This window comes from Devosia sp. J2-20 (assembly GCF_055808475.1).
Genome location: NZ_CM147870.1, coordinates 275,284 through 292,500 on the forward strand (window position 1 = coordinate 275,284; position 17,217 = coordinate 292,500).

11 protein-coding genes and 2 pseudogenes (1 of these 13 only partly in view) are annotated in these 17,217 nt (G+C 62.3%); 9 read left to right on the forward strand and 4 right to left on the reverse strand.

Going from position 1 to position 17,217, the window contains the following annotated elements:
- Positions 1 to 21: 21 nt before the first annotated feature.
- Positions 22 to 1,867 (reverse strand): annotated as a pseudogene (gene ilvD, locus AC0L37_RS01415) (dihydroxy-acid dehydratase).
- Positions 1,868 to 2,112: 245 nt separating this feature from the next.
- Between ilvD and AC0L37_RS01420 the strand changes: the two are divergent.
- On the forward strand, positions 2,113 to 2,496 hold the full coding sequence (locus AC0L37_RS01420; protein WP_282222194.1) for a hypothetical protein: 384 nt from the start codon (positions 2,113 to 2,115) through the stop codon (positions 2,494 to 2,496).
- Here AC0L37_RS01420 and AC0L37_RS01425 read toward each other — a convergent pair.
- Both AC0L37_RS01425 and ubiG read right to left on the reverse strand, forming a co-directional pair.
- Entirely contained in the window at positions 2,493 to 2,936 is a 444-nt protein-coding gene (locus tag AC0L37_RS01425; RefSeq protein ID WP_212659672.1) for a hypothetical protein, read from the reverse strand. The genes AC0L37_RS01420 and AC0L37_RS01425 overlap by 4 nt on opposite strands.
- A 74-nt stretch (positions 2,937 to 3,010) precedes the next feature.
- On the reverse strand, positions 3,011 to 3,751 hold the full coding sequence (gene ubiG, locus AC0L37_RS01430; RefSeq protein WP_282222193.1) for a bifunctional 2-polyprenyl-6-hydroxyphenol methylase/3-demethylubiquinol 3-O-methyltransferase UbiG: 741 nt from the start codon (positions 3,749 to 3,751) through the stop codon (positions 3,011 to 3,013).
- 164 nt (positions 3,752 to 3,915) lie between these two features.
- On the opposite strand from ubiG, the gene AC0L37_RS01435 reads away from it, so the two are divergent.
- The 8 genes and pseudogenes from AC0L37_RS01435 (at position 3,916) to AC0L37_RS01470 (ending at position 15,353) form a co-directional block, all read left to right on the forward strand.
- Positions 3,916 to 5,181 (forward strand): aspartate kinase, encoded by a 1,266-nt coding sequence (locus AC0L37_RS01435; RefSeq protein WP_269371443.1) that lies wholly within the window; start codon positions 3,916 to 3,918, stop codon positions 5,179 to 5,181.
- Between the two features lie 66 nt (positions 5,182 to 5,247).
- Positions 5,248 to 7,515, forward strand: coding sequence for a phosphoenolpyruvate--protein phosphotransferase (gene ptsP, locus AC0L37_RS01440; RefSeq protein ID WP_212659669.1), 2,268 nt, complete (start codon positions 5,248 to 5,250; stop codon positions 7,513 to 7,515).
- Between the two features lie 110 nt (positions 7,516 to 7,625).
- Positions 7,626 to 8,701 (forward strand): annotated as a pseudogene (gene prfA / locus AC0L37_RS01445) (peptide chain release factor 1).
- A 47-nt stretch (positions 8,702 to 8,748) separates the two neighbouring features.
- Complete coding sequence (prmC, locus tag AC0L37_RS01450) at positions 8,749 to 9,549, forward strand: peptide chain release factor N(5)-glutamine methyltransferase (RefSeq protein WP_473313971.1); 801 nt, start codon at positions 8,749 to 8,751, stop codon at positions 9,547 to 9,549.
- A gap of 340 nt (positions 9,550 to 9,889) precedes the next feature.
- On the forward strand, positions 9,890 to 10,618 hold the full coding sequence (locus tag AC0L37_RS01455; protein WP_282222192.1) for a DUF4167 domain-containing protein: 729 nt from the start codon (positions 9,890 to 9,892) through the stop codon (positions 10,616 to 10,618).
- A 178-nt stretch (positions 10,619 to 10,796) separates the two neighbouring features.
- Positions 10,797 to 13,406 (forward strand): ATP-dependent chaperone ClpB, encoded by a 2,610-nt coding sequence (clpB, locus tag AC0L37_RS01460; protein WP_212659665.1) that lies wholly within the window; start codon positions 10,797 to 10,799, stop codon positions 13,404 to 13,406.
- Positions 13,407 to 13,491: 85 nt separating this feature from the next.
- Positions 13,492 to 13,830 carry a VOC family protein gene (locus AC0L37_RS01465; protein WP_282222191.1) on the forward strand — a complete coding sequence of 113 codons (339 nt, stop codon included), beginning with the start codon at positions 13,492 to 13,494 and terminating at the stop codon, positions 13,828 to 13,830.
- Between the two features lie 29 nt (positions 13,831 to 13,859).
- A complete protein-coding gene (locus AC0L37_RS01470) occupies positions 13,860 to 15,353 on the forward strand; it encodes a DHA2 family efflux MFS transporter permease subunit (protein ID WP_212659663.1) in 1,494 nt (497 codons plus the stop codon).
- Here AC0L37_RS01470 and AC0L37_RS01475 read toward each other — a convergent pair.
- Positions 15,350 to 17,217, reverse strand: partial view of a M23 family metallopeptidase gene (locus tag AC0L37_RS01475; RefSeq protein WP_212659662.1) — the 3' portion only. Its footprint extends 103 nt past the window's final position; only the last 1,868 of its 1,971 coding nucleotides appear in the window; its start codon lies beyond the right edge, outside the window — the gene reads right to left on this strand; its stop codon occupies positions 15,350 to 15,352. The two genes, AC0L37_RS01470 and AC0L37_RS01475, sit on opposite strands and share 4 nt — an antisense overlap.

The following is a 17,217-nucleotide window of genomic DNA, read 5'->3' on the forward strand; positions in this document are numbered from 1 at the left end:
TTGATCCGCGGGCCCCTGGTTTTACTTGTCCAGATCACCGAGATCGCGCACGGCGCCGCGCGCGGCAGAGGTGGCAAAGGCCGCATAGGCCCGCAGTGCCTGAGTCACATTGCGCTTGCGCGGCTGGGCGGGTTTCCAGCCCAGCTGATCCTGATCGTGACGGCGCTGGGCCAGCTCATCTTCGCCAACCAGCAGGGTGATGGAGCGGTTGGGGATATCGATCTCGATGGTGTCGCCTTCACGCACCAGACCGATGGTGCCGCCTTCGGCCGCTTCTGGCGAAACGTGACCGATGGACAGACCCGAGGTGCCGCCCGAGAACCGGCCATCGGTGAGCAGGGCGCAGGCCTTGCCCATGCCCTTGGACTTCAGATAGCTCGTTGGGTAGAGCATTTCCTGCATGCCGGGGCCGCCGCGCGGGCCTTCATAGCGGATGACGAGCACGTCGCCTGCTTTGATCTGGTTGGTCAGGATGGCCTTGACGGTATCGTCCTGGCTCTCGAAGACGCGGGCTGGTCCGGTGAATTTGAGGATCGATTCATCAACGCCAGCGGTCTTGACGATGCAACCATCGATGGCGATGTTGCCCTTGAGCACGGCGAGGCCGCCATCCTTGGAATAGGCGGCATCGGCCGAGCGAATGACGCCGCCCTGGCGATCCAGATCCAGCTCGGCCCACCGGTTGGACTGGCTGAAGGCCTGGGTGGTGCGCACGCCGCCGGGGGCGGCCATGAAGAAATTGCGCACGCTTTCGGAATTGGTGCGGGAGATGTCCCACTTGTCGAGCGCATCGCCAATGGTCGGCATGTGAATGGTAGGCTCGTTGCGGTTGATCAGGCCGGCGCGGTCGAGCTGGCCCAGAATCGCCATGATGCCGCCGGCACGGTGCACGTCTTCCATATGGATGTCGGCAATGGCGGGCGCGACCTTGGCCAGCACGGGGACACGGCGGCTGAGCGCATCGATATCGTCCATGGTGAAATCGACGCCGCCCTCATGGGCGGCCGCCAGGATGTGCAGCACGGTATTGGTCGAGCCGCCCATGGCGATGTCGAGCGTCATGGCATTTTCAAACGCAGCCTTGGTCGCGATCGAGGCGCGGCAGCACCGACGCGTCGTCCTGCTCGTACCAACGCTTGGCAATGTCCACGATCACGCGCCCGGCTTCTTCAAACAGGTGCTTGCGATCGGAATGAGTGGCCAGCGTCGAGCCATTGCCCGGCAGGCTGAGGCCGAGTGCCTCGGTCAGGCAGTTCATCGAATTGGCGGTGAACATGCCCGAGCATGACCCGCAGGTGGGGCAGGCCGCTTCTTCGACAGCCTGGACCTCTTCGTCGCTATAGGCGTCGTCGGCGGCCATCACCATGGCGTCGACCAGGTCGAGCGACTGCAGCTTGCCCTTGAGCATGGCCTTGCCGGCTTCCATCGGGCCGCCCGACACGAACACCACGGGGATGTTGATGCGCATGGCGGCATTGAGCATACCGGGGGTGATCTTGTCGCAATTGGAGATGCAGACCATGGCGTCGGCGCAGTGCGCGTTGACCATGTATTCCACCGAATCCGCGATCAGGTCGCGGCTGGGCAGGGAATACAGCATGCCGTCATGACCCATGGCGATGCCGTCATCGACCGCAATGGTGTTGAATTCCTTGGCGACGCCGCCAGCCGCCTCAATCTCGCGGGCCACCAACTGACCCAAATCCTTGAGATGGACATGGCCTGGCACGAACTGGGTGAAGGAATTGACCACGGCGATGATGGGCTTGCCGAAATCACCATCCTTCATCCCGGTGGCGCGCCAGAGGCCACGCGCGCCAGCCATATTGCGGCCATGGGTGGTGGTACGGGAACGATATGCGGGCATTGCGGGGTCCTCGATATTCAGTGCACCCAGAACGGGCTAAGGCGCGGTTGATGCTGTTTAAACCCATTCCAGCATTGGATCAATCGAAAACCGTACCGTACCGTACGGTACGGTTGACATTGCCGTGATGATCGCGACGTGATCAGGTGGCGCGCTGACATGGCCCTTTTGGCGCTCATATACGCCCTCACTGCATCGAAATCGCGGTCCGGGCGTTGGTCAGCCAAACACACAGGAGTGCTCTGATGAACGACGCGCATAGGAGTTTCCGGCAGGTGCCCGTTGGCGCCACAGTGCCGCAGGCAGTTACAGTGGGGATTGAGAGCGATGGCGGTACTGGCCACAAGGCTGCGGTCTGGTGGGATGCGGTGGCCGATGTGGACGCCGATGAAGCCGAGTTTATCGATGTCGCTGCGGCACTGGACGCTGCCGAGGGCGCACGCGCGCTGCACGGATTTTCCGAAGTTGTTGTTACCCTTCAGGACGGCGTGAAATGGCAGGCCGGCTGGGGCGAATTGCGCCCCCTGCACACGGGCAATGAACCGGTTGGCGATATCAGCGGTGTTGGCCTGAGCGAGGAAGAGAGCTTCGAGCTGGCCGCCGATATCGAGGCTGAGCGCGACGCCTAGTTATTGATAGAGAGGATGCCCCATTGCGTCTGGGTGCAGCTGTCGTCGAGACAGACAAGGGTCATCCACAGGGCGCCATTGCCAAAGCCGACGCCTTCGCTGGTCACGATCAGGTCGGCGTAATCCTGCGCTGACAGCGCCTCGATGGTTTGAGGGGTCAGCAGGCTATCGAAATTGTCGACCAGATCCTGCGCCTCAAGCACATCATAGACCTCGCCATTGGCGCGAACCGTGAGCGGATAGAGACCCAGATCGGCAATGGTTGTGGGGTCCCCGAACAGAAAAGCGTCCTGCAGCAGGCCAAAAGCCTCGCCAAAGGCTGTCGCCTCGCCGTGCAAATCCTCGATCCGCGCCATCACCTCTTCTTCGCTTTGCGCGAAGACGGGGGTGATCAGCGCGACGCTGATGATCAGGGCAGTGACAAGGAGTGTGTGGCGCATCATGGCTCCGGGCAAAGTTGCACCGCCATCATAGCGCATCAGCGGCTGGAATATAGCGCCCAAATCTTGCCGGATCAGGCGGCGGGGCGCTGGGCCATCACCATGTAATTGATCGCCATGTCGCGCGATTTGCGCCACTCATCGGCCAGCGGGTGAAATACCACACCGGTTTCCGCGGTGACCTCAAGCCCGTTACGGGTGATCAGCGCCTTGACCTCGTCGGGGGTGAGGAACTTGTTCCAGTCATGGGTGCCCACGGGCAACCAGCGCAGCACGCGTTCAGCGCCAATAATGGCCAGCGCATAGGCGCGGGCGGTGCGGTTGAGCGTGGCTGTCAGCATCAACCCGCCGGGTTTGACCAGATCGGCGCAGCTCTTCATGTAAAGCGGCACATTGTCGACATGCTCGACCACTTCCATGTTGAGCACCATATCGAAGGTCTTGCCTTGGGCGGCCAGGGCTTCGCTGGTGGTGGCCTGATAATCGATATCGAGGCCCGACTTTTCGGCATGCAGCCTGGCGATGACGATATTGCGTTCGGCGGCATCAATGCCGGTAACGGTGGCGCCGAGCCGGGCCAGCGGTTCACAGAGCAGGCCGCCACCACATCCGACATCAAGAATGCTCAGTCCCTCAAAGGGCTGCATGGCGGCGCCATCGAGCTTGAAGTGGTTCAGCAGGTGCTCGCGAATATAGCTCATGCGCACGGGATTGAACTTGTGCAGCGGCTTGAACTTGCCCTTGGGGTCCCACCATTCCTCGGCCATCGCGGTGAATTTGGCGACTTCGGCGTCATTGATGGTGGTGGCGGTCATGGCAGGCTCCTTAATGGCGCCATATGACCCGCTCAGTATGGCTCAGGCAAGGTACGTGGCGTCGCGGGCAACGGATCATAGTTGATCGCGCCCCGCCTTTGTGGCATTGCAGCGCCCAACAATGAGCGTACCGGCGGGTTCGGCCGGAGGAACGGGGTAGGGTCGTGGCCCGGATAGTCGTTAAGTTCGGTGGCACGTCAGTAGCCACTGTCGAGCGTATTCGTCAGGCTGCGCTGCATGTGAAGCGCGAAGTCGATGCGGGCAATGAAGTTGCCGTGGTTGTCTCGGCCATGTCCGGCAAGACCAATGAACTGGTCGGCTGGGTCAATGAAGCCAGCCCGCTGCATGATGCGCGCGAATATGATGCCGTGGTGGCGTCGGGCGAGCAGGTGACAGCCGGACTGATGGCCATCGTGCTGAGCGAAATGGGTATTCAGTCGCGCTCTTTTGCTGGCTGGCAGGTGCCGATCCATACCGATGATGCGCATGGCGCGGCCCGCATAACCGAAATTGACCCGAGCGAACTCGACAAGCGTCTGAGCGATGGCTGGGTGCCGGTGATCACCGGTTTCCAGGGGGTCTCGCCGCATGGCCGGGTGACCACGCTGGGTCGCGGTGGTTCGGATACCTCGGCGGTTGCCGTGGCTGCAGCGGTCAAGGCAGATCGCTGCGATATCTACACCGATGTTGACGGCGTTTACACAACGGATCCGCGCATCGTGCCCAAGGCGCAGCGGCTGACCAAGATTTCCTTTGAGGAAATGCTCGAAATGGCCTCGCTTGGCGCCAAGGTGCTGATGATCCGCTCGGTCGAAATGGCCATGGCCTACAAGGTGCGGCTGTTGGTGCGATCCAGTTTTGATGACCCCAATGCGCCCCAGGTGGCGCCGGATGGTTCGCCGGGCGTCCCCGGCACGCTCGTATGCGATGAGGATGAGATCATGGAAAAGCAGATCGTTTCGGGCGTGACGCTCGCCAAGGCCGAGGCGAAGATCACCCTGCGCGACGTCAAGGACAATCCTGGCGTGGCCGCGGCAGTGTTTGGCACACTGGCCGATCAGGGCATCATTGTGGATATGATCGTGCAGAACGTTGCCGATGACGGGGCCACTACGGACATCACCTTCACTGTCCCCGACAGTGAATATGACAAGGCAATCAAGACCATCAAGGATGCCAGCGACCGCATCGAATATGCCCGCATTTCGGGCTCCAAGGGCGGGGCCAAGGTGTCGGTGGTGGGTGTTGGCATGCGCAGTCATGCCGGTGTTGCATCCTCGATGTTCAAGGCTCTGGCGGACAAGGGCATCAACATCCAGCTGATCACCACTTCGGAAATCAAGACCTCGGTATTGATCGATGAACAATATGCCGAGCTTGCGGTTCGCGCCCTGCATACTTATTACGGGTTGGACAAGAAGGACGCATAAGCTCCGTCGAGGGGGTTGAGCCGCGTCCGTTATAGGGGGGCGGCTTTGCGGGTCGCCTAAGGGTAGATGGTCACGAGTACTGGCGGCCCTCGCGTGCTGCTTCGGCAGCTGCGCGAGACGATGGCGGAGCAGCTGGCTTCGCAAGAGCGGCTCGACAAGATCGTTGGCTTGATCGCCGACAATATGCACGCCGATGTCTGTTCGTTTTACGTGCTGCGTGATGACGGTGCGCTGGAGCTGTTTGCCTCCAAGGGCCTGGCAGCTGAAGCGGTGCATATGACCACGCTGCGGCTGGGCGAGGGTCTGGTCGGTCTGATCGCGGCCGAAGCCGAACCGCTCAATCTGGACGACGCCACCAGCCACCCCTCCTTTGCCTATCGCCCGGAAACCGGGGAAGAGCGCTATAACGCCTTTTTGGGCGTGCCGGTGCTGCGCGCGGGCCAGACGCTGGGCGTTCTGGTGGTGCAGAATGTCGAGCGCCGCCGCTATGGCGAAGACGAATCCGAGGCGATGCTGACTACGGCCACAATTCTGGCCGAGATGATCGCGACCTCCGATTTTGACAATCTGATCAAGCCGGGGTCCGATATCGATCTCAGGCGGCCTCGCATGTATACCGGCGTCAGCTTTACCGACGGCATCGCGCTGGGCACTGTCGTGCTGCATGACCCGCGTGTGGTGGTCACCAATTTCATCGCCGAAGATACCGACGCCGAAAAGCTGCGGCTCGAAGCGGCGCTGGAAAAGATGCGCGTATCGATCGATGCCATGCTCGATCATGGCGATATGGCCGGCGCCACCGATCACCGCGAAATTCTTGAAACCTATCGCATGTTCGCCAATGACCGGGGCTGGGTGCACCGGCTGGCCGAGGCAATCGACAACGGCTTGTCGGCCGAGGCGGCGGTGGAGCGGGTACAGAACGACACCCGCGCCCGCATGCTGCGCCAGACGGACCCCTATATTCGCGACCGGCTGCATGATCTGGACGACCTGGCCAACCGGCTGTTGCGCGTGCTGACGGGCGATGGTCAGGCGCTGGCGCGCAAGGCGCTGCCCGATAATGCTATTCTGGTGGCCCGCAATATGGGCCCCGCTGAACTGCTTGAGTATGACCGCACCAAACTGCGCGGCATCGTCCTCGAAGAGGGCGGCACCACGGCCCATGTGGCTATCGTTGCCCGGTCGCTCGGCATGGTGGCGGTGGGGCAGGCGCAGTCGATTGTCTCGATGTGCGAAACCGGCGATGACATCATTCTTGATGGCGGCGCGGGCATTGTGCATTTGCGGCCTACGCCTGATATCGAGCAGGCCTATATCGACAAGGTGAAGGTCACGGCCAAGCGCCGGGCCCATTATGCCGCCCTCAAGGACAAGCCATCGATAACCAAGGATGGTGTGGCGATTACGCTGCTGCACAATTCGGGTCTGGTGGCCGATCTACCCATGCTCGACGATACTGGCGCGGCCGGGGTCGGGCTGTTCCGCACTGAACTGCAGTTCATGATTGCCAGCAAGCTGCCGCGGCTGAGCGAGCAGACCGAGCTTTATGCCGAAGCCATGGCGATTGCCGGGGAGCGCCCGGTGGTGTTCCGCCTGCTCGATATTGGTGGCGACAAGGTGCTGCCCTATCAGCGCTCGATGGCCGAGGAAAACCCGGCCATGGGTTTCCGCTCGATCCGGCTGGGACTGCAGCGTCCGGGCCTGCTGCGCACGCAGATACGCGCCCTGCTGCTGGCCGCCAATGGTCGTCCGCTCAAGATTCTGGTGCCCATGGTCACCGAGACCTTTGAGTTCGTGCAGACCCGCCTGGTGGTGGACAAGGAAGTGGATCGCCTGCGCCGCGCCGGCAAGCCGGTCCCCAGCCGTCTGGAACTGGGCGTGATGGTGGAAGTGCCGTCGCTCCTGTTCGAACTCGATCAATTGCTGCCACAGGCCGATTTCGTCTCGATCGGTTCGAACGATCTGGTGCAATTTTTGACTGCGTCCGATCGCGCCAATCCACGTGTGGCCAAGCATTACGACCCCATCGGCATGCCGCGCCTGCGCGCCATCCGTCTGGTGGTCGATGCCGCCCGTCGCTACAATATTCCCATCACCATGTGTGGTGAGCTTGCGGGCAAGCCGCTTGAGGCACTGGCGCTGATGGCGGTGGGCATGACCCGGCTGTCGATGGGCCCCGCCTCGATCGGACCGATCAAGGAACTGGTGCTCAATCTTGATCTGGAGCCGATCCGGCAATCGGTCGGCGCGGCGCTCAGCGATGGCGCGGATGGGGTGACCATTCGCCAATTGCTGCAGGAATGGATCGAGAAGCAGAACCTGCCCGTTTGACGTCGGCGCAAGAGCCTTCTACACGCTCTGGATTACCCCGGCCGGTGCGCCTGGGGTGATGACAGGATTTGCGTGACGCGGGGTTGTTGCCCGCACAGGATGAACGATTCATGGCCTCTCTTCCTCAGGACAAGCTCGACGCTCTCGAGACCCGGTTTCAGTATATTGAAGCGGCGCTGTCAGGCGGGGCCGGGCCCGATGAATTCGTCAAGTTCAGCAAGGAACATGCCGAGCTGGCGCCCATCGTCGAGCAGATCCGCGCCTATTCCAAGGCGCTGAAGGACCGCAAGGAAGCCGAAGCGCTGCTCAAGAGTGGCGACAAGGAAATGGCCGAAATGGCCGAGGCCGAGATTGAAGAGCTCGACGAAAAGATCGAAGAGCTGTTCCAGTCGGTTCGCGTGCTGCTGCTGCCCAAGGATGAGGCCGACGAAAAATCGGTCATTCTGGAAATCCGGGGGGCACGGGTGGTGACGAAGCGGCGCTGTTCGCCGGTGATCTGTTCCGCATGTACGAGCGCTACGCGTCCAGTCATGGCTGGAAGGTCACGGTCATGGAAGAGAGCCCCGGCGAAATGGGCGGCTTCCGCGAAATCATCGCCAATATCTCGGGTAAGGGCGTTTACGCCCGCATGAAGTTCGAAAGCGGCGTGCACCGCGTGCAGCGTGTGCCGGCAACCGAAGCATCGGGGCGCATCCACACTTCGGCGGCAACCGTGGCTGTGCTGCCCGAGGTCGAAGACATCGACATCGAAATTCGCAGCGAAGACATTCGCATCGACACCATGCGCGCTTCGGGCGCTGGTGGTCAGCACGTCAACACCACCGACTCGGCGGTGCGCATCACCCATATCCCAACGGGGCTGGTGGTGACCTCGGCGATGAAGAGCCAGCATCAGAACCGCGCGCAGGCCATGGTTGTGCTGCGCTCGCGGCTCTATGAAATGCAGCGCGAAGAGCGCGACAGCGCCCGCTCGGCCGAGCGCAAGGGGCAGGTCGGTTCCGGCGATCGTTCCGAACGTATCCGCACCTATAATTTCCCGCAGGGGCGTGTCACCGATCACCGCATCAATCTGACGCTGTACAAGCTCGACAAGGTGATCACCGGTGAAGCGCTGGACGAGCTGATCGAAGCGCTGATCACCGAAAATCAGGCTGCGCAGCTGGCCGATATGGAGCATTCCAACTGAGTCAGGCGCCCACCATTGGTGCGCTGTGGCGCGGCTGGCGCGATGTATTGAGCCGGCTGGGTTTTACCACTGCAGCGCTCGATGCAAAGCTCTTGGCCCAGCATGGGCTGGGTCTGAACGCGCTGGAGCTGGCAACCCGCGAGAACGATGTGGCTGACGAGGCGTCCGCCGCCCAGCTCGCGACATTGATGCAGCGCCGCATGACCGGGGAATCGGTGGCGCGGATCATCGGTGAACGCGAGTTTTACGGGCTGGCATTCGGCCTGAACGCGGCGACGCTGGAGCCGCGCCCCGATACCGAATTGCTGGTCGATCTGGCGCTGGGCGCCATGCCGGCCGAGGGGCGTGTGCTCGATCTGGGCACGGGCACGGGCTGCATCCCGATTGCCATGCTGGCCAATATGGCTGGCATTTCGGGCGTTGCAGTCGATCTGAGCGCCTTGGCGCTGCAGGCGGCCCAGGCCAATGCGGCGCGGCACGATGTGGCCGGGCGGCTAAGCCTTCATGCGGGCAGCTGGTTTGAGCCGGTGCCAGCGCAGCGCTTTGACCTGATCGTGTCCAACCCGCCCTATATCGCCACCGATGTGGTGGAAACCCTGGCGGGTGAAGTACGCGATTTTGATCCTCGCCTGGCACTGGATGGCGGGCCTGACGGGCTGGCGCCGTACCGCATCATTGCCCGTCAGGCGGATGGTTGGCTGGTCGAAAAAGGTCATGTTCTGGTCGAGATCGGGCATGATCAGGGGGCTTCGGTGAGTGCCCTGTTTCTCGAAGCCGGCTTTGAAAATGTCAGCGTGCACAAGGATCTGGCGGGGCTTGATCGGGTGGTGTGGGCACACCACCTGTAGTGTGCCGTTAAGCCTGACGGGGATAAGCCCGCAATTAGGGCTGGCAAATCAAGTGCGAACACTATAGTTTGCCCTTGCTGTCAACGGTGCTTCATGAGCGCCACGGCGACATGCCACCCGACACTTCCGGATGCTGCAAGCGGCAGCGCGGTTCCAGCAGAGCCTGGAATGACGCAGGACAGGTTCGGAGCGCCGGCAGACGGTTTCGGTCTTCATGAAGCCAATTTAGAGCCCTACGACACAAGACTTCGGTCTTTGCGGGGAAGCTGCCCGATCAGGCATGATGCCGATCCGCCAGCAGTGTGACGCTTATTTTTCTAGAGTTAGATAAAGCGACCAGATGAGACCCAATAATCAGAATAAGAACCGGCAGCGCGGTCGGAACGGCGGACGCAAGCACGTTAATCCGCTGTCCCGCAATTTCGAGAGCAATGGTCCGGATGTGAAGGTGCGCGGCAACGCGGCCCATATCGCCGAGAAGTATTTGCAGCTCGCCCGCGACGCCCAGTCGAGCGGTGACTCGGTGATGGCGGAGAATTATCTCCAGCATGCCGAGCATTATTTCCGTATCGTTTCGAGCGCCCAGCAGGCCCAGAGTGGCGTGCGGCCCGAGGGCCAGGACGATAGCGATTTCGATGATGATATGCCCGAGATGAACTCGCGCTTCTCTTCGCCCCAGCCGCAGCAGGCGCCGCAGCAGAATGAGGGTGACGAGCAGAACGAGGGCGGCGAGCAGCGCGCTCAGCAGGGCGAACAGCGTCCGCCGCGCAATGAGCGCAGCCGTCAGCGTCCCGATCGGGAACGGCCTGATCGTGAGCGTCCTGCCGCTGCTGCAGCCAATGAAGGCGAAGCGTCCAGCGACGAGCAGCCCGCAGTGGCCAACGAAGCTGCACCGGCCGCAGACGCCGCCGCTGATGCAGGCGAGACCCGCAAGCCTCGTGAGCGTCGGCCCCGTCGGCGTCGGCCTGCCGGTGGTGACGCTGGCGCCGATCCCGCCAGTTCCGAGCAGCCAGAAGTTGGTGAATTGCCAGCGTTTCTGACAGCAGGCTCGGGTACAGCCGCCGAATAGGCAAAAACGAATTTGAAAGGGCCGGGCAGTGATGTCCGGCCTTTTTGTTTGTGAAAACGCTCCCATATAAGCTGTGACGATGGAGCAGCGCTGCCTGGCAGGCGTTCCATAATCGACGCTTCCGCCGTGTGTTCAGGTGCCTTCGGGGCCGGGCGACGGGCGAGATCAGGAGAGTTGTATGAATATCGAAAAATATACCGAACGGGCCCGTGGGTTCATTCAGAGCGCCCAGACCATCGCGTTGGGCAAGGGCCACCAGCAATTCGCACCCATCCATCTGCTCAAGGTGCTGCTCGACGACGATCAGGGCATGGCCAATGGGTTGATCGAGCGCGCCGGTGGCGATCCCAAGGCAGCCCGCGCTGCCGTGGAAGCCGAAACGGCAAAGATCCCCAGCGTCTCCGGTGATGGTTCTCAGCTCTATCTGAGCCGTGAGCTGGCCCGGGTGTTCGACACCGCCGAAAGCGCCGCGCAAAAGGCCGGCGACAGCTTTGTCACGGTTGAACGCCTGCTGCTGGCACTGGTGGTCGAAAAAGATACCGATGCGGGCAAGATTCTGGCGTCTGCCGGGGTCAACCCGCAGGGGCTCAATACCGCCATCGAAGAGATCCGCAAGGGCCGCACGGCTGACTCCGCCTCGGCCGAGAACAGCTATGATGCGCTCAAGAAATATGCGCGCGATCTGACTGCCGATGTGCGCGAGGGCAAGCTTGATCCGGTTATCGGCCGGGACGAGGAAATTCGCCGTACCATTCAGGTGCTGAGTCGTCGTACCAAGAATAACCCGGTGCTGATCGGTGAACCCGGCGTGGGCAAGACGGCGATCGCCGAAGGTCTGGCGATCCGTATCGTCAATGGTGACGTACCCGAATCGCTGAAGAACAAGTCACTGCTCTCGCTGGACATGGGCGCGCTGATCGCCGGCGCGAAATATCGCGGTGAGTTCGAGGAACGCCTCAAGGCAGTGCTGAGCGAGGTCACCTCGTCAGATGGCCAGATCATTCTGTTCATCGACGAAATGCACACGCTGGTTGGCGCGGGCAAGAGCGATGGCGCCATGGATGCGTCCAATCTGCTCAAGCCTGCCCTGGCGCGCGGCGAACTGCATTGCGTGGGCGCCACGACGCTGGATGAATATCGCAAGCATGTCGAAAAGGACCCGGCGCTGGCGCGACGTTTCCAGCCGGTGTTTGTCGACGAGCCCACGGTGGAAGACACCATCTCGATCCTGCGTGGCCTGAAGGAAAAATACGAGCTGCACCACGGTATCCGGATTTCGGATTCGGCGCTGGTGAGTGCGGCGACGCTGTCGAACCGCTACATCACCGACCGCTTCCTGCCCGACAAGGCCATCGATCTGATGGACGAGGCGGCGGCGCGTCTGCGCATGGCCGTGGACAGCAAGCCCGAGGCGCTGGACGAACTTGATCGCCGCATCATGCAGCTCAAGATCGAGCGTGAGGCGCTGCGCAAGGAAGATGATGACGGCTCGCGCATTCGGCTTGAACGGCTGGAAAGCGAACTGGCGGGTCTGGAAGAACAGGCCCAGGGCCTGTCGGCCAAGTGGCTGGCGGAAAAAGAACGTCTGCAGGGGAGCCAGAAGCTCAAGGAAGAGCTCGATGCGGCCCGCAGCCAGCTCGAGATCGCGCAGCGTCAGGGTGACCTGGCAAAAGCCGGTGAGCTGGCCTATGGCGTCATTCCCGACCTCGAAAAGCGCATTGCCAATGCCGAGGATGCCGATGGTGACGGCAAGGCCGATCCGCAGATGGCGGCCGAGGTGGTGACACCCACCGACATTGCCCAGGTGGTGAGCCGCTGGACCGGTATTCCGGTTGACCGGATGCTTGAAGCCGAGCGTGAAAAGCTGCTGCATATGGAAGATTCGATTGGCGCCCGCGTCATCGGTCAGTCCGAAGCGGTAACCGCTGTCGCCAAGGCCGTGCGCCGTTCGCGCGCCGGGCTGCAGGATCCGAACCGGCCGATCGGCTCGTTCATGTTCCTGGGGCCAACCGGGGTGGGCAAGACCGAGCTGACCAAGAGCCTGGCGCAGTTCCTGTTCGATGACGAGACCGCCATGGTGCGGCTCGACATGAGCGAGTTCATGGAGAAGCACTCGGTGGCCCGGCTGATCGGGGCTCCTCCGGGCTATGTCGGCTACGAAGAGGGCGGTGTGCTGACCGAAGCGGTCCGGCGTCGGCCCTATCAGGTCGTGCTGTTCGACGAGATCGAAAAGGCGCATCCGGACGTGTTCAACGTTCTGCTGCAGGTGCTCGATGACGGCCGGCTGACCGACGGGCAGGGGCGTACGGTTGATTTCCGCAATACGGTGATCATCCTGACCTCCAATCTGGGCTCGGAATATCTGGTCGATCTCAAGGATGGGGAATCGGTGGAACTGGTGCGCGGCAAGGTGCTCGACATGGTCAAGGCATCTTTCCGGCCCGAATTCCTCAACCGGATCGACGAGATCCTGCTGTTCCATCGCCTGGGTCGCGAGCATATGGGCGCCATTGTCGATGTGCAGTTCGGCCGGTTGCAGAACCTGCTCAAGGAGCGTGACATCACGCTTGATCTCACCCCGGCAGCCCGCGACTGGCTGGCCAATGAGGGCTATGATCCCGCCTATGGGGCACGACCGCTCAAGCGCGCAATCCAGCGCGCCGTGCAGGATGGTCTGGCCGACGAGATCCTGGCCGGTCGGGTCAGCGATGGCAGTACGGTTGTGGTCGATGCCAATGATGAGGGCATCGTGCTGCATCCCGATGATCTGGCAGACGCTGCCGCATAACTTTGAAAAGGCCGGTCAACTGACCGGCCTTTTTGTCTTTGGCGGGAATCGGTTTAAGAACAAAAACAGAACGACGGAGGGGCTGATGACAGACAAGATCGACTATGTGGAGTTTCCATCGCGGGACCGTGCGGCGACCAGCGCATTCTTTACCGCGGCCTTTGGCTGGGAGATGACCAGCTATGGGCCGGACTATGATGGGCTGGAGGGTGCCGGGATCGATGGTGGCATTGATCAGGGGGCGGGCAGGGTGGCCGCAACCATGGCCATTGTGCGCACCCAGGATCTGGATGACGCAGAGCGCCGGGTGATCGCAGCGGGCGGGGTTATTACCCAGGCGCAGTTCGATTTTCCGGGCGGGCGCCGGTTCCATTTTCGCGAACCGGGCGGCAATGAGTTGGCGATCTGGGTCGCACGCGACTAGTCTGTTGCCGATCTTTGGGGGATTGGGACATGGCAGAGGCCGGGGCGCAGACAGTTGAGCCAACATTTTGCCCGCAATCGCGGCGGATCTATGTGCTGGTGGCTGCTATTCTGGCCTCGAGCATGGCGTTTATCGATGGCTCTGTGCTGTCGATTGCCATTCCATCGCTGCGCGCCGATCTGGGGGCCACGCTGGCCGATGCCCAATGGGTCTCCAATGGCTATCTGCTGTTTCTGGGCTCACTGCTGCTACTGGGTGGCGCAGCCGGTGACCGGTTCGGGTTGCGGCTGGTGTTCGGCCTGGGGATCGGGGTGTTCGTCGCCGCCTCGATGGTTTGCGCGCTGGCGCCACAGGTAGGGGTGCTGATCGTGGCGCGTGCCGTTCAGGGGATTGGGGCGGCGCTGATGATCCCGGGCAGTCTGGCGATCATCGCCAAGGCCTATCCCAAAGCGGAACGCGGCCGCGCCATCGGTACCTGGGCGGCGGCGTCATCGCTGACCACCATTATGGGGCCGGTGCTGGGCGGGTTCGTGCTGACGGCGCTGGGCGACTGGAGCTGGCGGCTGGTGTTTGCCATCAATCTGCCGCTGGGCGGCATCGCGCTGGCCCTGCTGATTCTGCGCGTGCCCGTCGATGGGGCCCGCGCGCGGCGCAAGCTCGATATTGTCGGGGCGGTGCTGGCCAGCCTGGGGCTGATGCTGCTGGCTTTCGGGCTGACGGGCAGTGGCAGCGAGAGCGTGCCGCCGCTATCCCATATCGTGATCTACTGCTGTGCGGGTCTGTTGTCGCTGGCCTGGTTCGTGTGGTGGGAATTGTGGACCGAGCATCCCATGCTGCCGCTGCGGCTGTTCACCATCCGGCAGTTCTCGGGTGCCAATGCGCTGACCTTCATCCTGTATTTTGCCCTGACCGGGACCACGTTCTATCTGCCCATGACGCTGATCGGTGGCTGGGGCGCTTCGCCGGCCGAAGTGTCCATGGTCATGCTGCCCTTTGGCGTCGCCATAGCGCTGCTGTCTGGGCTCAGCGGGCGGTGGGCAGACCGGTTCGGCGCCGGGCCGCCGATCACCGTTGGAGCAGTCTGGGTCGGGCTGGCTTTTGCCGGGCTGGCAGTCACCGCGCCGCTGCAGCAGATCTGGCAGGCTGTGTTGCCATTGATGTGCATGGCTGGGGTGGGCATGGCGCTGGTGGTCTCACCGCTTTCGACGGCAGTGATGACCGCGGTTGATGACGACGATACCGGCATCGCCTCGGGCACCAATAATGCGGTGTCCCGGGTAGCCGGGCTGGTGGCGGTGGCGGCGATGGGCATGCTGGCCGCGCTGGTGTTCGAGCGGGCTTTGGGCGGTGCAGCAGAGCTGCCGGTCTATTTTGGCCTGGCGGCAGACGGGCTGAGCCCGCAGGATGAGGCGATGCGCCAACTGGCCACCAACGCCGCCTTTTCCACTATTGCCTATTTCAATGCCGGGCTGTGCCTGGCCTCGGCGGTGGTGGCGTGGCTGACGCTGGAGCGTAAAGGCTAGTTGGCCTGCGCGACGCTGACTGGGGCTGGCTGACGCTCCATCAGATCATCGATCTGGGCCATGGTCCGGGCAAATTCGCTCTGGTATTGCTGGGCCAGAACATTGTCCTTGGGCAGCTTGACGCTGAGCGGATCGACCAGATTGCCGTTGATCTTGATCTCGAAATGCAGATGCGGACCGGTCGACTGACCGGTGGAGCCGACATAGCCGATGATCTGTCCCTGGCGGACGCGACTGCCGACGGAAAGCCCGTCTGCATAGCGCGACATGTGGCCATAGGCGGTCTCATAGCCGTTAACGTGCTGCAGCTCGACCTTGTTGCCGTAGCCCGACTGCCATTTGTAATACTTGATCACGCCATCGCCGGCGGCATAGATCGGGGTGCCCGAGCGGGCTGCCAGATCCACGCCGGTATGCAACCGCCGCGTCTTGAAGATGGGGTGGATGCGATAGCCAAAGCGCGAGCGCAGCGTGCCGCCACCCTCGAGCGGCCGGCGGGTCAGGAAGCGCTTGCCGGTCTCGCCGTCCGGATCATAGAAATCCACCACGCCATCATCGGTGCCGAAGCGGTAGAGCTTGCGGGTGGTTGAGCCCAAGGTCAGCGCCACATAGAGCAGTTCGCCACGGCCTTCGGCATCCGGCACGGTTTCGAGAATCTCGATACCGTCGCCGGCGCTGATCTTTTTGGTCATGTCCACGTCATAGGCATACATGCCGATGATGCGCTCAATGGTGGCGTCATCCAGATCGTGCTTGCGACCGGTTTCCCAGATCGAGCGATAAACGCTTGGCAGGTTGGCGACGTTGATTTCTTCGGTGTCTTCTTCGGGGAATTCAACGAAGTCCGGCTCGATGCCGAGCACATACTGGCCCGTATCGGTCAGGGCCACGGTCGCCTGATAGGCATAGCTGCCGTCAGCCAGCGGCTCATACAGGCTCAGGCGGTAGGGCACCAGGCTGGTCGCTTCGCGGCTGAGCGGGCCATAAAGAATACGCAGCCGGGTGGATGCGGGCAGGTTGGTGTCGCGCAGCACATTGCGCAGGGCGTCGATCACCAGGGCGGACTGGTTGGCCGAAAAGCCGTTCTTGCCCAGCACGTCGGGCAGGGCGGCGGCTTCGCGCAGTGTCAGGAAGCGTTCGGAACGACCCAGCCCGGCTTCGGCTGCGATGGTGGTCTTGGGCACGACCGTGACGTTCTCGGCAATGCCGCCAATGGTGCTGCCATCGCCGATACGACCCAGATCGCGCACGCTGGGGCCCAACGCGGCATAGGCCAGCGTGGCCGCGCCACCGACAATCGACGTATTGGATTCGATCAGGCCCCGCACAAAGGCGGCGGCGGACTGATCGGAAATGGCGCGAGGCGGCACAAAGGTCATGGGCATGTCGGCCAGACGGACGGCGACCTCGCCTTCAACTTCGGCGCCATAGACATCGGTATTCACGTCAATGCCGTCAGCGGCGACTTCAATGGGCTGGGTGGCGTTGAGGATGGCCACCGGGTCGTATTCGGGAATGCCGTCGGACAAAGATGTCGCCGCGGTAGCCAGCGTGGCGCGAATGCGCATGAAGGGCTGGTTGCGGATCATGTCGCGGCCATCGACATTGGCGCGGATCGAGGCTTCGATGATTTCAAGATCAGAGCGGGTCGCGGAGACCGGTCGCACGCGCGAGGATTTGGCCGACATGTCGGTGACGGCCTGGGTCTCGACCTTGGGGCGCGCGATTTGCAGCGCTTCATAGGCGGTCGAGAAAGTGTCCTGGCCCTGGAAAGACACATAGAGCGCGGCACCCATCAGCATCACGCTGGTCAGGCCCGTCATCACAGTACCGGTCAACCAGGCAAAGCTGAGCTCGCGGCCGT

Excerpts from the sequence above, each read along its gene's own strand:
- ubiG (WP_282222193.1), bottom strand. The coding sequence starts at position 3,751 with ATGACCGCCACCACCATCAATGACGCCGAAGTCGCCAAATTCACCGCG.
- ptsP (WP_212659669.1), top strand. The coding sequence starts at position 5,248 with ATGGTCACGAGTACTGGCGGCCCTCGCGTGCTGCTTCGGCAGCTGCGC.
- AC0L37_RS01465 (WP_282222191.1), top strand. The coding sequence starts at position 13,492 with ATGACAGACAAGATCGACTATGTGGAGTTTCCATCGCGGGACCGTGCG.
- AC0L37_RS01420 (WP_282222194.1), top strand. The coding sequence starts at position 2,113 with ATGAACGACGCGCATAGGAGTTTCCGGCAGGTGCCCGTTGGCGCCACA.
- clpB (WP_212659665.1), top strand. The coding sequence starts at position 10,797 with ATGAATATCGAAAAATATACCGAACGGGCCCGTGGGTTCATTCAGAGC.
- AC0L37_RS01470 (WP_212659663.1), top strand. The coding sequence starts at position 13,860 with ATGGCAGAGGCCGGGGCGCAGACAGTTGAGCCAACATTTTGCCCGCAA.
- AC0L37_RS01455 (WP_282222192.1), top strand. The coding sequence starts at position 9,890 with ATGAGACCCAATAATCAGAATAAGAACCGGCAGCGCGGTCGGAACGGC.
- AC0L37_RS01425 (WP_212659672.1), bottom strand. The coding sequence starts at position 2,936 with ATGCGCCACACACTCCTTGTCACTGCCCTGATCATCAGCGTCGCGCTG.